The following is a 19,127-nucleotide window of genomic DNA, read 5'->3' as shown; positions in this document are numbered from 1 at the left end:
ATGAGCATCGCCACATTGACTTGAAGACCACCGAAAAAGAATTTAAGACGTTCCTGAAACAATATGATGCCATTAAGGCAAATGTTAGTATAAAGATGAAACGCTGGACAGCAATCGATGATGATGCATTCAGTAAATTATTTAACTATGGGAGGCATAACGTGTTACTGGGAAACCCGGGAGCCGGAAAGTCATCTATCGTAAAATATGCCATCTGTAAGATCTTGGAACAGGATGAATCGGTCTTTGAAGAAAGTGATATTTATCGTTTTCTACCTTTTCGCATCGAGCTTCATCGCTATAACGAGGAAAGGTTAAAGAATCAGCTTGGTTTGGCAGAATACCTTGTGCGGGTGCTAGCCAGTGAATACCAGACGCATCTGACTTTGGAAAGGATGATCAAAATACTGACCTATTTTCCCTGCCTTGTTTGTTTTGATGGACTGGATGAAATATTCGATGTACAGGAAAGGATCGCGGTTCGAAACGCTATTGAACAGTTCGCCGGGACTTACCCGGATGTCCGCCTGATCGTGACTAGCCGCTATGAATCTTATGAAGAGGTATCGTTTAGCGATTTTAATGAACTGGAGGTCCGTGATTTTAATGATGTGCGCGTTAAAGCATATCTGGAAAAATGGTACCGTTTGGAGGAATCAGATAAAACGGTCAGGAAAGCAGAGATTGCGGGTTGTTTGCAAAAGCTGGAACAGGTAGACCCGGAACTTAAATATAATCCGCTTTTGCTGTCGCTGATCATTATTCTGTATCGGAACGAACTAGAGCTTCCTGCCAATAAATTACTTATCTATAAAGGTTGCACGGATACCCTAGTAGAGCATCGGGATGAGAAGGAAAAGAAACTACAGTTCAACTTGAAGATCACGAATAAATTGGCGGTTTTCGCGGCCATAGCTTTTTGGCAATACCTGCAAGCGGGTGTCAAATTGAATAACCATGTGGTCGGAAATCACATTCGCAATTACTTACTGTCTAACGGTGACTTTGATGATCATGACGAAGCAGGCAAAGCAGCCACCGAGTTCCTGGAGTATGCCAAACTGCGTTCGATCTATTTTGAGAACAAGTTTACCCATAAGACCTTTCTGGAATATTTTACGGCCAATTATATTTTCAGCCAATTCTATATGACCCATGATCGGGACAAGTTCTACGATATTCTAACCAAGAACATGGGCCTTTCTTCATGGTCAGTCGTTCTAGAACTGCTGATTTTGCAAGTCGACAGCCAACTGACCAATAAGAACTTTTTTACTCAACTGGTCGATTATCAACTGTCAGAAAATCCGAATGAAGCTTTGCTCTTTTTCTTACCCGTGCTTAAATACCTGTCTAACCTCAATGATAAGACCGCGGCAAGGGTGATCAGGCTGTCTATTTTGGCGATGTTCTTGAAGCAATTCCCTGTAAAGGAAGGGTGGGTTGACCATCCTCAGCAATTATTCAATCTTTTGACGAGCTTATACCGAACGGAACGTTTCAGGACGATCATTCAAAAGGTATGTGAAGAAATGTTTGGCGCGGGCACGTTGAACGCTGAGCAAATTGGGGCGTTTGCTTATGAAACAGGTGCAATACTCGGAGATTGGAGTTTGGTTGACAAATTTCACGAATGGCACCCGGTGCAAGCAACCGCTTTGCAGGCGACGGTCCGGAATTTACATGGGGTCACTTTAGTTGACCGCTATATGGAGGTTTTAGAAGATATGATTCGGGTATACGGCATAGAAGTAGTCATTCCGATTATGCGGTCGACATTCGGACAGCCGGTTTTTGTTGGTCAACCGAAATTCAACTGGATAGCGACGATTGCTACTATGCTGAGTCCGGAAGAAGTCAAGCAAACCTATAAGAAGTTCAAAGATATGGGAATCACCCAAAGCCTCCTTCGCAAGGCTTGCTCTGAGCCTTTTCAGGATGAACATCAGGTCGCACCCTTTATGCATTTACTTCGTGGTTTGCCGAAGTCAGGTTACCGGGACTTCCTTGACGGCTTGCTTAAACCCTATCAAAAAACCGGTAAGAATCTTTTAGAGAATTAGGATTTTCCCACTGTTTTGGTCAAATTAAAGGTTTAGGATAGAGAATCAGAAGCCTTGACCATCTAATTATGCAAATCAGTAATCAATTATTCCGGGACGCTTTGACCACCCCGATTGATTGGAAATGCCCGTTCAATATTATTTTACGCAAACCTATTCTCTACAAAGCAGGGAAAAAAGTGGTCAATGGTCGCATATTTACCACCCAGCATTGATGTATATAATCGCTTTAAGTCTTAAAAATTTCAAGTCGCTTGCCTATTGCAGCAGTATGGCTTTTGCTTTTCAATGTTGTGTTTGAAAGGTTTTTATAATGCCGCAAAATAATATTAACCTACTGGACATGCCCCATAAAACTTGACTGGTTTATCCTTAATTTTACCCGATAGAAATAGTATTTAATGGATATTAAAAGAGAAGCGTCGGACAAAATTAAAGGAATAACTCTTCAAAAACTCCGAGCATTAAAATTGGCGTTCGATACCCTGAGCTTGAATGCCAGTGCCCAAATTCATATCGCTATTGAATATGCCGGGGACATTTACATTTACAGCGACACCCGGAAACTCATTGAAGAAAACAAGAATTATAAATCCAAAAACTTCTCCTTTACCAGTGTTCAAATCCTGAATACCCTTGTTTACTTTATTGACTATTGGCTGAAAAATACCGTCGCCCAAAGCAAAAATGTTTATTTCAATTTTTACAGCACAAATGCTATCGCCAAAGAAAATCAAACCGAAAAGATCAAAGCCCTCGGAATAACATTACCTGAGGAACCTATTTTATCGCTTTTAATCGGTAGTGATGATTTTGATGACAATTTAATCAGCGCCTGCCGTGCGCTAATTCTTGACGAATATGAAAGTCAGTATAAAGGAAAATTTAATCATTACTCCGAACTGGCAGCTTGGGACAAAGATCAATGGCAAGCATTTTTTAAGCAAATCCTCTGGAATTTCGGTATGCCGGACCATCTGATTGTAAAAGAAGAACTCACCAAGGCAATCCAGGAATACGGTCGTCAACATCAGATTGTTATTGACGGCAAAGAAGAATTTATACGGGCCTGGCTCAGAGAGCGCCTCGAAGATGACCAGTATGAGCAAGACCAAACACTGCGGTTTCTGACAAATACCGAGATTCAAAACATCTTTTATAAAATTAAAAATGATCAGATTCCACCCAGTCTGTATGCTTTTGTTGATGAAGATTATACCGACCTAAAAACCAAAACGGCGGATTTTACCCAGGATTTCCTGTATACAAAATACAACGCGCTTTCGCCAGGGAATAAGATACCTTTTTATTTAAGCCGGCTTGTCAAAAGACATGCTAACGAGATAAGGATCAACCCCCAACACCTTTCTGTTTCCAATCTAAAACAAGTTGTACCTGTCGACATCATCACTGGGGAAATCGGCTCTTTGATCATACCGTCAAAGCCCAATTTTTTATTTGGTGAAATCGGTAGCGGGAAGAGCTCCCTGATCAGCCAGTTCGTTATTCATCAAATTCAAGATAAAGAACGAGTTTGCATTTTCATACCTGTCAGCTATTTGAAAGGACGGATCACCTTAGACTTTAATCCGTTTTTATTGGAGATTGAACGTTATGTAAACAACAATATTTTGCCCAGCATCAAAAACTTTAATATCCAAGTATTGCTACGCAGCCAGCAGCAAGCCACGCTTGTTATCGACGGATTAGACGAATTGGGACTTAAAGACGCTAAACAGTTGATTGGTCATTTACACATGATCAGCAGCAATTATAAACATATTACCGTTATTGCAACAGGACGCCCGCTTGAACTGCAACATGCTCTCAACTTCAACGACTGGAACTGCTTGACAACCTTGGATTTGACGGAAAGCGAGATTTGCCAGCTTTTGAAAAATGAAGCGCTGCGGAATGGCATTCCTAATGAAGTAGATGCGGAAGCCGATACCCAGCGCAGGCTACATTTCCTTAACTCACGTAAACAGCTATTAAGTATCGCCAAAACACCTTTGATCGTCTGTCTTATCCGAGAGTATCTCACCGAGTCACTTGAAGACGAAAGCATGGGTTCACTCATGTATAAGATACTTTGCAAACGGTTGGACTGGGACATTACAGATACAAAAATCAGCTACCAGCATTTTTTTGAAGCATTTCCCAATACCTTTCAGCGCGAAAAAATCATCGGTATTATCGCTTCAGCAATTGCGGATACGGAGAAGCAAATCATCCATGATGCGCGGTTATTTGAATTGATAGATGAGCAGGTGGGTTCAATTGCAAATAAAAACGTCGTCGTTTCTGAGGCCATCTTATTTTATAAAAATGTCTTTTTACAAGAGTCGGACGGTACGTTATCATTTACTTCCCAGCCGCTTTTTGAAGTTGCTTATGGCGTTTTTTTAGCTGGGCAAATGCGACAGCCAGGATTCCATATTGAAGTGTTGAGCAATAACTGGCGACCCATTTCTTTTGCAGCTGCCATTTGCCGGCTTAAAGGTTTATCGTCGCAGATCGTGTCCTTTTTAAGAACGATCATAGGTACGCTTTTGGCATATGCAGATAATATCCCCATTGCCGCTTCAATTATTTCTGAGTCTAAAAATAATCAGTTAGCTCAGCATTTTTTTCAATTGGTCGTTAAGCTTGACTTCAGGCCTTTAACACTTTGGCAGGAAGAAGGAAACTTTAATACTCCGGATTCCTATTCGCCATATGTGCTGGCCGATACCATCAATTTAGCCGGGGAGATGGGGTTTAATTGGTTTTTTGAAGAATATTTGAATCCTAGACAGCCGGCACATCATGGCGATGAAACCTTAATTGCACATATTCTGAAAAATTACTTCACCATACGCGCATTTCAGTTGACCGAGCACGAACGTAAAGTAATCAATGTCATTATTCCATATCACATTTCCGCTGCGACTGGTTGGTGTGGCGAGATTTTCTCTATTCTCGTACTGGTAGTGCCCGAAGCATTCAATAAATCACAAAGATATCGTCTGATTGCCGACTGTGTCAATGACCGGCTACTTTACGATTTTAGCTTAACCATCTTAGAAAAAGGTATTGCGAACGGGGACCTCCCTCTGATTCTAGAAGGTTTGGAGATCGAATGTACACGTGACCATAATAATAAAAGCACCGCAGTACGCCTATGGTTAGAATATAGTCAAGGAGAATTAAACAATGCTATTCTTAATGCAGCCATCAGCATAGCTGCCAGTGGGGATGAACGTTTATTCCATACTCTTGAGAAGCGGGTTGGGAGAAAGGGACTTAAGGCTTATCTAACTTTTGTAGCCTTAAACCTGCTGAAAAACGCAGATGATGCAGCGATAATATTGTTTGAAAAATATGAGGTTACGGATTTATTCATTATAGCCCGCGCGTTAGTTTCTCAGTCAGAATGGCGGCACTATGATAGCCCGCTACGCCGTAAGATTCTAGACCAACTTCTGATGGTTGACCCTTTTAAATCTTTATCGTATTTTTTGAAGTTTACGCCATATAAGAAGAATAAAGACCATGTTCCTGAACTCTATCTTTATTATTTTTTAAAGTTACTGCCCGAAGTGGTCGAAACACACGAATCTGCTTTTTTGCATGTCGTGCGGCACTTACCTGAGTATAGCTTGCTGGTAAGATACCCGGAAATACGTGAAGCTTTCAGAAATTTATTGGAAAGCCATCCCCAATACCGGGAATCGCTGCAACGCGCCAAAGAAAACCTTGACTTCAGGCTTCGATTTAATGCTGGCAGTATATTGTTAGCTTGTTTTCCTGAGCATAGCTATGAAGAGTTGGAAAGCACCATTATCGCCGCCGATAAACGCCTTTCGGATTCCCAACAATGGATTCGCTTTTGTATGAAATTGAACTACAGTCCTGAAATTTTAGCCAAGATTGACCGTTCGCTAAGTACACTACCTCAAACCGCGAGGTATTACGCCTTATTTATACTTTACCACCAAAATTATCCTTTAACCCCGAGTCACCAGCAAGAATTGGTTGATGGTCTACTGGGGACGGGTGACTACTTCGATTATGATTCCAGTTTTATAGGTAGTGACGGGCTTAAATCGGTTGGTCAGGATCCCAATTTCTTGCCATTGTTGTTGAAGGCTTTTCACGGCGACAATGCTCATCGTCGGAAAGCAGCCTCCAGTCAACTCTATTATTTTCATCTAAACCGCATTTCAGTTCAGGAAAAAGCAGCCGTATATCTAATTGAATGTCAGGAAAATCCTCGGGTGTTATTCCGGGTCGATGATTTTGAAAAAGCGCCATTTAACGAAACTGGTTTTATAGATGCTTGCACAACGCTCGCAGAAACTATGAAAAGCAATAGTGGCCAACTCCCACTTCTATACAGCGCTTATCAGTTAATACAGAACCCGACAGAACAATTGGCGCTAAACATGTTGAACAGCCTGGTCTTTGATGGTAGGTCCATGGGCACCCATGAATTAGACTTCGCCTACCGTTGGTTAAAATCGATCTGTAAAAAAAAACCTCAAATTGCCGAACCTGTTGGTAACGCAGCCAGGGAACTGACCAGCTACCCGGCTGTCAGAGAACGTCTCGATTATAACACAAGGATTTATCAACTCACCATTATCGCCAGTGAGTTCAGTAGTGTGCCGAATGATGAGCTGGTCAATCTTTTGCAAACTTATGGTAGCCAAGACGATGTGATTTGTTCACTATTGTTTCGAATTGGCGATCCTACTTTATCATTTGTTGGAAGCCGTTCACATCCGGATTACTTAAACTTCTTTGCGACCAATAAAACCCAATCGCTCAAACGGTACGAACAGTCAGATATTAATAAATTGTTGGTTGACAGCGACGATATTCCCAGTGCTCTAATGGATGGCATCTTATCTGTTTTGCTATACCAGATCGACTATGAAAGCGCAGGAAAAGATGTATCGGCCAAACCAAAAACCGCTGTACTTTTTGACTCCATTATCGATTTTTGCCGTAACGACGCAATTGCTTTTGAAACCCTGCTCATTGCCGGAAATAAAATTGGCTGGCCGTTCTATCGGCAACCTGCCAATGCGCATTTGAGAGCCACCGTATATTTGATCAAGGAGATCATGCTGGAAAACAAAGGCACAAACGCACCTTATGTAGATGCATTAATAACTACTATCAAGGATCAAAAGGAGGATCGCCTTAACGATATTGATGAATATTTCCAGGAACTCTTTAATCTGGAAGTAAGTTTTCCGGTTGAACTTCTGGAGATATTGTTTAAAGTAATCATTGACCGGCCTTATACATTAAACGGAAATCTTTTACATAGTCTGTTGACCTACATCTCAAATTATATCAGTGAACATGATTTTACTCATTTGAGTAGCTTGGCAGAAGGATGTATAAAAACATTGTTAAACCAATATGAAAAAGATGGGCATCATGAAGAACATGCCACCATGCTGTGGATGTTTGGACTGATTAGTTTTCACACAGATAAAGAGGTACGAAATTACTCGCGGTCAGCTTATTTAATAGGTATTGAAAGCATTTTTATTTTTAACAGTGGAAACAAATTCCTAAACGGCCAAAACCAGCAAATGAAATTTAATGGGCGAGATCTGTTAATTCATAGTTTGCCTATTTATGAGAAAATTGATCCAAAAATTATTCATGAGACGATGGAATTCGGTATTGTCAACGGTACGCCCGAGATTAAATCCGTCTGCAAAATATTACGCGCTTTTTCAGCAACGAATAATAAATAAAAGATAAGCATTGGATCGCTCTCACGGGGCGGTATTTTACAGATATCGCTTTCTTTTCCTAGCTCTTTAAATGTATCGCACTGGCTTTAAGTGGCTTTATTGCGGATTTGTCTCGAGCACAAAAATATGATAGCGTAAGAATCTTCATTTAAGGGAATTGTGTTTTTCTTTTCGCGTCTTTAAAAAAGACAGACTTTTATTGACCCTTACCGCATTCGAAATTGCTGAAGTTTTAAGTAGATGGGCACTTTGTAATATCTTCGGTACAAGTCTCGTTTTCAAGTTCTCCAACTGCGTTGATGACGTTTTTACTTTTCAGTTCGCACACGAACAATGTATTTTAAATCCACTTGATAGTCCAAAATCTTGACAGCTACAAGTTGATGAAGGTTTCGACGTTGAATCGAGCAGTAGGTTTCAGCTGTTGACAATAGAAACATAACAACCGACAATATATAAAAATTGAAATCCGACTCGGATTACCTCGGATTAATTCTCCATTGCTATCACTCAATTTTGTCTCAGAGCATCGCAAACCAAATGCAGGCATCTTAAAGCTTCGCTCATTTGAACCGCTTAAGCTCGAAAACATTACAAATTAAAAACTATGGCAACAGAGATCATCACCCGGGAAGACCTGGAAGCGTTCGGCGAAAAGCTGGTCGCGCAATTCAAAGCAATAGTCAGCGGAGGTTCGCCGGAAGGTGAACGGCCTAAATGGCTAAAGAGTTACCAGGTCAAAAACCTCCTCAAAATTTCCGCTAACACCCTTCAAACGCTCCGGGACAATGGCACAATTCCCTTCACCAAGATCGGTGGTATCCTTTATTACAGCATGGAGGATATTCAAAAGGTTCTAAGGGGAGAGGTAAAGTCCAAACGCATTAGGGCGGCAAGATAAAACCGTCTTGATGATTTGGAGCAAGCCATGTTTTCGCTACGCTTAAACGGCTTGCTCCCTGACGGGAGAAGGTGCGATCAGTTCACTACGTTACACGATCAATTATGGGAAGGCCAGCAATAAGTGAGGACGACAAGAGAGTTGTTCAGGTAAATATCCGGTTAACCGTTTCTGAGAACGAACGGGTATTTCATCAGGCAGAAGCTTCGGCAATGACACCGGCTAACTGGATACGGCAAAAGATATTTACCGGGAAGTTCCCGCAAGTAAAAGTATCGCCCATTACGGCGGCAATGTACCGGGAGCTGCATAAGATCGGCGTGAACCTTAACCAGATCGCCAAACTAATGAATTCCGGCAAGCAGCCGAACTTCATCGGCGTTATCGCCGAACTGGGTAAACAGCAGCGGGATATCTTAAAGCATCTCCTCCATGACGGCAGATCAGGTAAAAGGTAAGGGCTTTAGAGGAGCCCTGATGTATAACCTCGAGAAAGTAAGCAAGGGCAAAGCCGAGGTACTGGTTATGTCCTTCGCTGAATTGAAGGAACGCTCAATTATGGAAGAAGTAAAGATGGTCAGGATGCAGCGGCCGAACTTACAGAAGTACTTTTACCATACTTCCCTCAACTTCCCGCCGCAGGAAGACCTGGGCAATGAACAAATGAACATTATTGCAAATGAATATTTGAACAAAATGGGCTTTGGCCAGCACCAGTACTTAATATTCAGGCATTATGATGCGGACCATCCGCACCTGCATTTACTGGTTAACCGTATCGGCTACGATGGGACGGTCGTATCCGACAGCCAGGATTACAAGCGGAGTGAAAAGGTACTCAGGGAGCTCGAAAAGCAATACGGCCTGGCCGAGGTCATATCCAGCCGCCAGGCCCACGAACGGGCGATGACCAAGAACGAGTTGGAGATGATGAAACGCACTGATGAGCCTTCTGCTAAGATGAAACTGCAGGTCATCATTAAGGATGTGCTGTCGCAAAAGCCTGATGCGGAACGTTTCATAGCGCAATTAGAAGCCCAGGGCATCAATGTCTTATTTAACCAGGCTACCACCGGATTTGTGAGCGGAATATCCTATGGTTATGAGGATATGCAGTTCAAAGGTGCGCACTTAGGTAATGCCTATAAATGGCAGGCCGTCAAAAATGCTATCAGTTATGAACAAGAAAGAGATCGCGCAGCGCTATACGAGGCAAATGTTAGGACAAGAGCCCGGCAAGCCGCAAGAGCCGGCGTTGCAGCCGGAAGAAAACCAGCAACCGGAACTGACGCAGATACAGCAATTATTGCAGGAAATAGAAAAGCTGTACCGCAAGGCACAGGAAAACTACAGGCTAACCTCGGAAAAGCAGATAGCAGATACGAAAAGGCAGCTGGAACTACTGAGCGGCACAGCCAGCAGTTTGGCCTTTCAGATACAAATGATCGTCAGCAGCGCGGAACAGCTCAGCAAGGTAAACAACAGGATAGGCAGCAGGTGGCTCATCAGGCTTTACCTGATCGCGGCCTTATCGGGAGCCTGCTCGGCCCTGATCACCCTGCTGATGATATGGCTTCTATACCGATGACGCAACGTAAACGACGAAAGAAGAAGCGAGGCCTGTCCCGCTAAGAGCAGCTATAGAAATATAGCAATGTAAAAGGCTGCAATTATAGAAATACATAAATGCAGAATTATAGAAATGAATAATTGAAGAATTGTAGAAATACAGTAATGAGCAAATATAGAAAAGCAGAAATGTAGCAATGAACAAATGAAGTAAACAAATAGGTATCCACTTTAAAATTGAAAGCGATGAAAAGGAAATGTTTAAAGAGAACGATAATGGCCGCGATGCTCCTGATCGCAGCACCTGTATTGTCCCACGCGAATGGCCTGGCAGATAATATCGGCGGGTTACAGGGGACGCTTGATAATGTATATAATGAAATGCTGCCCATGTGCAGCGGGCTGATCGGTACAGCGAGAGCCATCGCCGGATTTGGCGCATTATGGTATATCGCCGCCCGCGTCTACCGCCACCTGGCCAATGCCGAGCCGATAGACTTTTACCCTTTACTGCGCCCGTTCGCACTTGGGATGGCGATACTGTTATTTCCTGTGGCCATCAGTGTAATAAATGGCATAATGAAACCCACCGTGACCGCTACCGGCAGCATGGTCAAGAGTTCTGATGAAGCTATCGCAAGGTTATTAAAAGCCAAGGAGGAAGCATTAAAGCAAACCAAAGAATGGCAGGCCTATGTTGGGAACAGCGGCAATGGCGATGAAGATAAGTGGTACAAATACACGCATCCTGATGATGAGGACGGCAAACCAGAGAAAGGCATTTTCTCAGGGATGGCCAACAGCATGAAATTCTGGATGGATAAGCAGGCCTATGCGTTCAAGAATAACATCAAGCAATGGATGTCGAATGTGCTGGAGGTGGTATTTCAGGCCGCTGCACTCTGCATTAACACGATCCGTTCGTTCATTCTGATCGTTCTGGCCATACTTGGCCCGCTGGTGCTTGGGTTAAGCGTGTTCGACGGATTACAAAGTACGCTGACGCAATGGCTGGCCCGCTATATCAATACCTATCTATGGCTGCCAGTTGCCAATATATTCGGTGCGATCATCGGAAAAGTTCAGGAACACATGATATCACTGGATATTACACAGGTGCACGAGACCGGCAGTACATTTTTCAGTTCGGCAGATACGGCTTATATCATATTCCTCATTATCGGTATCGCTGGTTATTTCTGTGTGCCATCGGTAGCGGGTTATATCGTGCATGCCGCGGGAGGAAGCAGTTTGGTACAGAGGGTCAATACACTCGTTATACAAAGCAGCACGAGTGCCGCCAATACTACGATCAGCGCAGGCACGGCTATTTATCAAAAAGTGAGTGATCTGCTTCAGCCCAGGCCACAGGCGGAACCGCCTCAGAGCGACCAATACATGCGGGACAAATTATCAGGAAAATAATCGTTATAAATTCCAATGGCCAAGCCAGCGAAAGGTATCGCTGGCTTTTTTAGCTTTCTGCTTCAGTGTAAGCGGCCGCTTATGCTGAAGCAGAAACCCGGCCAACTCCGTTGCCGGTAATTGGATTATGCAGGTGGGATGCAGGGCGGTCATTCGGAAAAGAGTCAGACACGAATTTTATGATCTGGGTATCACTGTAGCCATGGCTGGACATGTCGGACATTACCGACCATATACCGATCTCCCTCTTAATATCACTTCTAATTCATCAACGAACTTAGACAGTTCCTTTTTAGGCACGTAATGCCATTTATCTAAAAGGTTACTGAACAGCTCCGTTTCTATCCTGCGATATGTTTTTAAACTGCGCAGGTCACGTATCAATTACATGGTTATCCACTCAATATTGCTGCGGATGCTTTTGTTAAAACTCCTTCCGATAAGTTTTTTTAGAGCACTGCTTAAAATGATCGCCTCGCAGATTTGCAAGGTGTATAATCGTTTAGCAGCTTCATTCATTATCGGGTGGGTGTATTGGTTACTTTTTAAGTAAGTCGTTCTTCTCTTTCTCCGCTTGTAGGAGGCGTTCGTAAAGTTCTATAACTTTATCGATAGGGTTGAATGTGCAATTGAAATTATTAAAAGCACCGGTGCTGTTATCGTTGAAGGTGTTAAAATAATTTAAAACGGCTTCTTCACTGAAGCTTTTTATAGAGTCCGCAGTTACACCAAGCACTTTCGCGATTTTCTCTAAAGATGCATCGTCGACATCAGGACTTTGCTCAATTTTAGATATCGCTTGCTGGCTTATCCCTAACTCCGCGGCTAAGGCTTCCTGCTTTATCCCGCGTAGTTCCCTTATCTTCCCGATCTTTCTTCCTATATGTAGTGTAGCTTCTGACATGGTGCAAATGTATTAAGATTAGTAAATGTACGAAACAACGCGAATAATGTAAAGTACAACCCGATTTGGTTCGGCACGGCATCTTAGCGCTATTCTTTTGTGTTTCCTGTCAATGCGGGCAGGTGTAAACATGAGCGTAATGGAAACGGTAAAATTTGATGCAAAAACATTTCAGCCTAAGCACTTGGTAGCCGAGGAAATTGCTGACCCGATACTGGTCATTCGTGATTTCTTTTCACAGGACTGGTTGCAGGGACATTTGGAAAGTTTGGCGAGGTGGCGCAAATATGTGATTGGCGAAGGTTATTATCAAGACAAGGCGGATGGCCCTGCCGGGCTGCTTTTTATATATAAATTGAATGTGAGGCTGGTCGAGGCAATGTACATGTTAAGCCGGTCCGAACGAGCGATAAAAGCCGCTGGTTCTATACGGATCAATTTTGACAGGCAGTTACAACAGGAACGAGAGGATTGGCTGCATTATCCCACATACTTGTCACAAGAGGAATGCATTGATCCGTACCGCGCGATCCGTAACTTCTTTGATGCCTACACCGTAAACCAATATTCCCGTTTTTTAAATGAGTGGTTGGAAACAGGCTTGTCTGCCGAGCCTATCGGCGAAGAAATGGAGGTGAGCGAGGTCATCTACTTTTATGAACAAATGCAAAAGCTTTACGAGGCAGTTTGGGTCATTCGTCAACGGGAGACCGGGCAACCGGTTTTGAAAATTAAGGAAGGCCCAGAGGCCGAAGTAACGGCGTTCATAAAGAAAGGGCCGAAACAGCTTCCGCTTTTTAGGGCCAATTGCCGTTTTAATGAAAGGATAATGGACACAGAAAGGGTGGGGGCAACTACCTTGACAGATGTTATACTTAAAAGTGTAAGCGCAACATTGATGGTCATTCATTTGGGGACTTACCCAGACCCTGATACATTTTATTTGTTGATCGTGACCGACGAGAAAGACAAAACGCCTGAGCACGAAATCGTCAATAAGATAGAGAACCTTTGTAAGCCGCTCATCAATGTCTGCGCGATAGTCCATAAATCCGATGGATTTATCAAAGGGCTGGAAGATGGGAACAGGTTGTTTTTTAATGCCATTGAAAAGCACAAGATACTTTACCGCAATGAAAATTTTCAACTTCCCTTGTTAAATGAACCAGATAGCGACAGAACTATTAGGCATGTCAAGGCAAGCTGGGAGCGTTGGGGCGTTCAAGGTAAAATTTTCTTAGACACAGCACAGGGCTGTTATCACGATGGCCATTATAACCTTGCGGCCTTTCTGCTGCATCAATCGGTAGAAAGTACATTAATTGCAATCGTAAGGATAAATTTAGGTTACCGGTTGACAATTCACAACCTGGCAAGGATGCTGAGGTTGACCTTGATCTTTACTGATGATCTGATCAATGTTTTTGACCTGAGATCAGTTCACGGCGCACAGCTTTTTGAGTTGTTACAAAATGCCTATTCCGCTGCCCGCTATAAAGAAGATTACAAATTGGATGAGGTGAGCTTAAAACTGCTAACCGAAAAGATCGGTAGCTTATACAATGTAGCCGAGCATATTTACCGCGGAACTTTGCAAACTATAGAAGACTGACGAAACAAAAGCCTGTCAGTTCTGACAAGCTTTTGTTATCCATAAATAACTGATGTTCGCTCTCGCTCACAACAGTCACCGACTCTCCAAAGCAAGGGACCATTCCACCGCCTAAACAAAATTAGCACCGCAGGAAAACTGTCAAGGGTATATGAACGCACCATTTCATAAGGTCGTAAAATCCGCGCCCTTGACAGTTTTCCTGCTTGCTGCTTCCGGTTGTTTAAGCGATGCAATGGATTATTATATTTCTTTATTGGTACGAACTATCTGTTTTTTTAATAATGTTCAGTTATCCATTATTGATGGCAGAAATACTTAATCCTATTATTGTATCGTACTCAAACTTAAAAACACGTTAGCATTCTAAGCATACAAGGCTTGATTTGAGGACATTACATTATAGTTGACAAAAATGGTCAATCCGAAAAACTGCTCTCTACTTCGTTTTTTTTCCTAAAGTATAATGTTGTCAAATAAATATGCTATTAAATATCATTTATCATAGCGGTATGATCCCACCAGTAGTAACCAGTTACATTGATTAACCAACTGTGCCTGAGCCTGAAATTCTTTTTCTCCACCCGCTGATGACTCTCCAGTTTTTTTATTTTGAAACTTGACCAGCAATTGTTCATAAATACCCCTGGTGGTTTCCCGCTCCGGACATTGATGCAAAACATAGCGTTGGTAATAATCAAAATCAATGTGGCTAAGGTCGGTATGACGGAATTTCAACACGGTTGGCCTGTCGTTTAGCTCTGTGCTTAAAGCCATATCTTTTAAAATTTCTTTAAACCAATGAAATTCCATGGTGTCTGTATTTAAATTGGTCAATTGAACATCCTTGCTAAAAACACGATCATAAAACCGGATACTGGGTTTACGTTTATTTTGAGGGATAATTATTCCCACGCTGATGGTGATAAAACTTATTCAACCAGTTCCGACTGGGCCAGTCCCAACCCTGCTGAAGAAAAGACAAGGATAAGGCCGCGGAAGAAACGCCCGCGCATTTCCGGGAAGTAATCACCTTTATTCATCATGCCATAGCTTTTTGAAAGGATCCTTTCCCTTTTGCAGTCCCATATTGTTAAATTTGTTTTACAAGTAAATCTTTTAAAATGTCATTATTGTCAGTAACAACCTTTGCCTCTATCGCAGATTTTATCGTCAAGAATACCGAAACCTATTTTTTCAAAAAAGGGCTGGACGCCACGCTGGCTGCCATGGAAAAAGATTATAAGAACGAACTCCGGAAAGCGATCAGCCATGCGCTGACCAAATATGAAGCACAGTACCCCCAGCCTGGTGTGGGAAAGAAATTTCCTTTCTATCACTCCCAACGGATCATCAACGAACTGATCTCGCTGGGTATCATGGATCAGGATTATGATATCCAGGAACTGCTCGACGCGCTGGATACGGAACCAAACGTCATTACCCCGACCCGGAAAAATATAGAAGATTTCCTGTCCATTTTCAAAGCGGAGGTAGAGGCAATCACAGGCCTTGAAAAGCTGGCGATCAAAGCCAATTACCAGGAGGAGATCTTCCTGATCTCCCGTAAACTTGCGGCTATCGAAAGCAAATTAGAACATGCTTTTGACGAATATAGCGCAGATCTGGAAATGCAATGGAAGAACCGGCTGGATACTTATGTCGCGACGCTGAAAGCTTTCAAGCCGGAAACCGCCTTAAAACTGCTTGATGCCCTCGTAGAAAGTTTTAAAGAATCCACCAAACAGCCGCAGCAAAAGCTGCTTGGCGCGATCTGGTTCCAGCGCGGCGCCTGCCTGAAAATCCTGAACAGGGCAGAGGAATCGCATAAAGCATATGTTAAAGCTTACGGCTATGATCGGGACAGCCCGCATACCCGGGAACAGGCGGCCTTCGCCTACTATAAACTGGGGGAGCCCGCAAAAGCGGAAGCGCTCGGTAAACAATTGCTGGACGAGGACGGATATAACCCGGTAGGCTGGGTCATCAAATGCCTGCTGGCCACCGGCCAGGACCTTATCCGGATGGTCGGCGAGGTCCCTGCGATCGTGCGGAAGGATTTAAGTTTCCGTATTCCCTTGCAAAACGTGATCAATATGGAGCGTGATGAAGAACGGATGGCGCAGTTATTTGTAGCAGGAGTTAATCCGGGATATAAGGATTATGTGGCGGAAGAGATCACCATCAATAACATTGGCCGGCAAGGGTACTGGATCAATATTTTTTTCCATGATTACTTCAAAAACCTATTCTTCGATTTTAACACGGCTCAGAACGAGTCCAAAACGGCGCTTGTCGTCATGCTTAATGACCTTTTAAAAAGGTTTCTGGATGTTTTGGCCAGGTCGGAAATGAAGGATGAACAATCCAATTTGAAATTTATGCTCGCTTTTACCAATTACCTGCTGGAAGGGAGAAATGAGTATGCGCTGGAAATGAAAACCTGGCATGACCAGTTAAAACGCAGGACCGGACATTTTACACTCCTTTGTGCGAATGTGCTGCAGATAGCCGGTTTTATAGAAGAAGCGATCGCGCTTCTGGAAGGCATTGATCCTAAAGGGTACGAATGTTACCAGTTGCTGAGCTTCTGTTACCTGAAAAAGGGTGACCCGGATGGATACGCTAAAACAGTAAAAGATATCTGCGGCAACCTGGCGAAGGTCTCCCCCTATTTGACGCCGGTATTTGCCAATCATATCGTAGAGTTGAAGCAGTTTAACCAAACCGCGGGCTTTACCGTTGCTGACTTCACCGAAGGAAAGGTTTTTGAACAGGAGGCGGATGAACACCTGGTCAGAAATATAGCCATCACTATCCTGGAGGGTGAGCAGGCGGATAGTACGGCTGCGTTGCTGAGCCTCGCTGACGCTTATACCGATGATAAGCTCCTCGCGCTGATTGCAATCACCTTACATTTTGGCGGAAAGGATGATGAAGCGGTCAAAGTCTTCAGAAAATATATTGATAAAATCATCGACAAAGAAGGCCGGGATCTGTACCATTACATCCAGGCGCTTTACAATACCAAAAAAGACAGCCAGGAATTGCTTCAGGTATTGGAAAACTGGCGGCTCAACTCCTCATTCGACCCTGGGATCACCCGCCTGGAATTACAGGCTTATTCTGAACTGACCAATTGGGATAAAATCATGGAGATCGGGGAATTTTACCTGGAGCAAAATCCGGATGATGAGCTGGTAACCGGGCGCTATTTATACGCGCTCTATGAGTTGGGGACACCGGAAGCGCTCCAAAAAATAAGCGGGCTGGCCGGCAAATTGAAGGAGACGCAGTTCCAAAGTGCTGAAATTGCCGGGAACGTCGCGCAGATCCTCATCAAAACCAAACATTTCATGGAAGGGTTTGATATCCTCTACCGGTATGCCAGCGACCCAGGCGAAAAGAATCTAAGGATGATGTATTTTATTTCTTTTGCGGAATACCGGGACGAATATGAGGCGATCTGGCCTGCTAAAGAATATGATACGGTGGAAGCCGGGCATTTTGTGAAATATTCCATTAACCGGGATATTAAATATATCGAACTGAATGAGCAAAACCTGAAGCAGGCTCCTTTCAACGAATTTCCCGGTTGCGGTAAAGGCGGAGCCTTCCCGGTTAAGCGGCCGCTATCAGGCCAGGAAGATATGATCACCATCGAGCGGATCATGAACAAATACCTGTACCTCCATGACCTTATTGTTGATGAGGTTTCCGGTAACCCCTATTCGGGTATCCCGATGGAGTCGATGGAGATCGAGCCTGGCGATATTACCAGTATCGAAAAAGTCCTTACCCGGTTCATGGGGGAAAGGGGTTCACAGGAACAGGAGATCAAAACAAGGTTGATCGAACAGTATGAGAACCGCGAAATATCCTTTTCCCAGGTGGTTGTGGCCGCGTTACAGGGCAAATACCTCCCTGGCTATTTCGAAATGGCGAGGCGGCTACGTGGCATTAATATCGTACCGCTTATTGCCTTTCGCCCGGTACCGGCAAGCCGCTACCTGTTAGACCTGAGTTCATTGCCGCTGTTATACCAGATGGTCAACCAGCACAAGGTAGAATTCGGCGTGCCGTTTGTTTTGGCAAAGCACCATGCTGACCACATCAAACATTTGCTTGCCGAGGCGAAGGCGGACGACCGGGAGCAACTATCTCTAATGGTGACCCGGGAAGGCGTAACCCCGAATTTTGTGCCGGAAGAAGCAAGGAAAAGTAATATCACCTATCTGGAGGGGCTATCTGCCTGGGTCAACGATCACTGCGAAATCAGGCTGTCTGCACGGGTTTTGGATTTCATCAGGCAGGCGAAGGCCACCGGGGCAAGACGTGATCTGGTGGATTACCTGGTAAATACGACCGTTATTATGGAAGACGACCAGGAATTAATGCTGATCTCCGATGATGCGATCTTCTATACGCTGGGTCTTCCGCAACACCGGATCACCAGTACGGAATACTTTGCAAAACGTATCCTGCCCGCGGGTTCACCAGCCCTCGACGAATTCATTACCAACCAGTACCGGGGCTACACTCCTTCACTGAGCCAGGTCAATGAGCAATACACTCAGAAACTGGCCGGTAAACCCCATCGTTATGAACTATGCCTTGAAAACCTATCTTTAAACCTGAACCCCTATAATGTGACCACCGGCGTGCTGCATGCCCGCTGGCTGGTACTCAGCAACCTGTTAAATGAAGCGGAACTTAAGATGGCCGTAACGGCAGTTTTTACCGGTATGCTGAAGGCTGTATCACTGCCAGGGATAAAAGATTTTGTCAGGCTGATCGTCCGCGAGCAGTTCAAGCTTCTGGGTGCCAGGCGGGAATTCGTTTTAGGTTGCCTGAATGATGCCATATCGGAAACCGGTATTTAAATTTATCGTTT

General features: G+C 43.8%; 10 protein-coding genes. 8 read left to right on the top strand and 2 right to left on the bottom strand.

The window, feature by feature from the left end; translation table 11 throughout:
• The first annotated feature begins 20 nt into the window (after positions 1–20).
• The 6 genes from BC343_RS15010 (at position 21) to traJ (ending at position 11,717) form a co-directional block, all read left to right on the top strand.
• Positions 21–2,063, top strand: a complete 2,043-nt coding sequence (locus tag BC343_RS15010; protein WP_078348595.1) for an NACHT domain-containing protein — start codon at positions 21–23, stop codon at positions 2,061–2,063.
• Positions 2,064–2,464: 401 nt separating this feature from the next.
• On the top strand, positions 2,465–7,822 hold the full coding sequence (locus BC343_RS15005) for a hypothetical protein (protein WP_078348594.1): 5,358 nt from the start codon (positions 2,465–2,467) through the stop codon (positions 7,820–7,822).
• Between the two features lie 607 nt (positions 7,823–8,429).
• Complete coding sequence (locus tag BC343_RS15000; protein ID WP_078348593.1) at positions 8,430–8,723, top strand: helix-turn-helix domain-containing protein; 294 nt, start codon at positions 8,430–8,432, stop codon at positions 8,721–8,723.
• Positions 8,724–8,827: 104 nt separating this feature from the next.
• Positions 8,828–9,181: a plasmid mobilization protein gene (locus BC343_RS14995; RefSeq protein WP_078348592.1), complete on the top strand. Its 354-nt coding sequence runs from the start codon at positions 8,828–8,830 to the stop codon at positions 9,179–9,181.
• The gene (locus BC343_RS14990; RefSeq protein WP_078348591.1) at positions 9,156–10,355 is read left to right on the top strand and encodes a relaxase/mobilization nuclease domain-containing protein; all 1,200 of its coding nucleotides are present in this window, start codon (positions 9,156–9,158) and stop codon (positions 10,353–10,355) included. The genes BC343_RS14995 and BC343_RS14990 overlap by 26 nt, the downstream gene beginning before the upstream one ends.
• 246 nt (positions 10,356–10,601) lie before the next feature.
• On the top strand, positions 10,602–11,717 hold the full coding sequence (traJ, locus tag BC343_RS14985; RefSeq protein WP_317043645.1) for a conjugative transposon protein TraJ: 1,116 nt from the start codon (positions 10,602–10,604) through the stop codon (positions 11,715–11,717).
• A gap of 538 nt (positions 11,718–12,255) precedes the next feature.
• On the opposite strand, the gene BC343_RS14980 is transcribed toward traJ, so the two are convergent.
• Entirely contained in the window at positions 12,256–12,621 is a 366-nt protein-coding gene (locus BC343_RS14980; RefSeq protein WP_078348589.1) for a helix-turn-helix domain-containing protein, read from the bottom strand.
• A gap of 139 nt (positions 12,622–12,760) precedes the next feature.
• Between BC343_RS14980 and BC343_RS14975 the strand changes: the two genes are divergently transcribed.
• Positions 12,761–14,233, top strand: coding sequence for a HEPN domain-containing protein (locus tag BC343_RS14975; RefSeq protein ID WP_162276877.1), 1,473 nt, complete (start codon positions 12,761–12,763; stop codon positions 14,231–14,233).
• Positions 14,234–14,728: 495 nt separating this feature from the next.
• Here the strand turns inward: BC343_RS14975 and BC343_RS14970 are convergent, their stop codons facing one another.
• Positions 14,729–15,046, bottom strand: a complete 318-nt coding sequence (locus tag BC343_RS14970) for a hypothetical protein (RefSeq protein ID WP_143822191.1) — start codon at positions 15,044–15,046, stop codon at positions 14,729–14,731.
• 311 nt (positions 15,047–15,357) lie between these two features.
• Here BC343_RS14970 and BC343_RS14965 point away from each other — a divergent pair, with 311 nt between their 5' ends.
• On the top strand, positions 15,358–19,116 hold the full coding sequence (locus BC343_RS14965; protein WP_078348586.1) for a PIN domain-containing protein: 3,759 nt from the start codon (positions 15,358–15,360) through the stop codon (positions 19,114–19,116).
• Positions 19,117–19,127 lie beyond the last annotated feature (11 nt).

Source organism: Mucilaginibacter pedocola, assembly GCF_002013915.1.
Lineage (GTDB): Bacteria > Bacteroidota > Bacteroidia > Sphingobacteriales > Sphingobacteriaceae > Mucilaginibacter > Mucilaginibacter pedocola.
The sequence above is the reverse complement of the archived record's forward strand: the minus strand, read 5'-3'. Positions and strand labels throughout refer to the sequence as shown.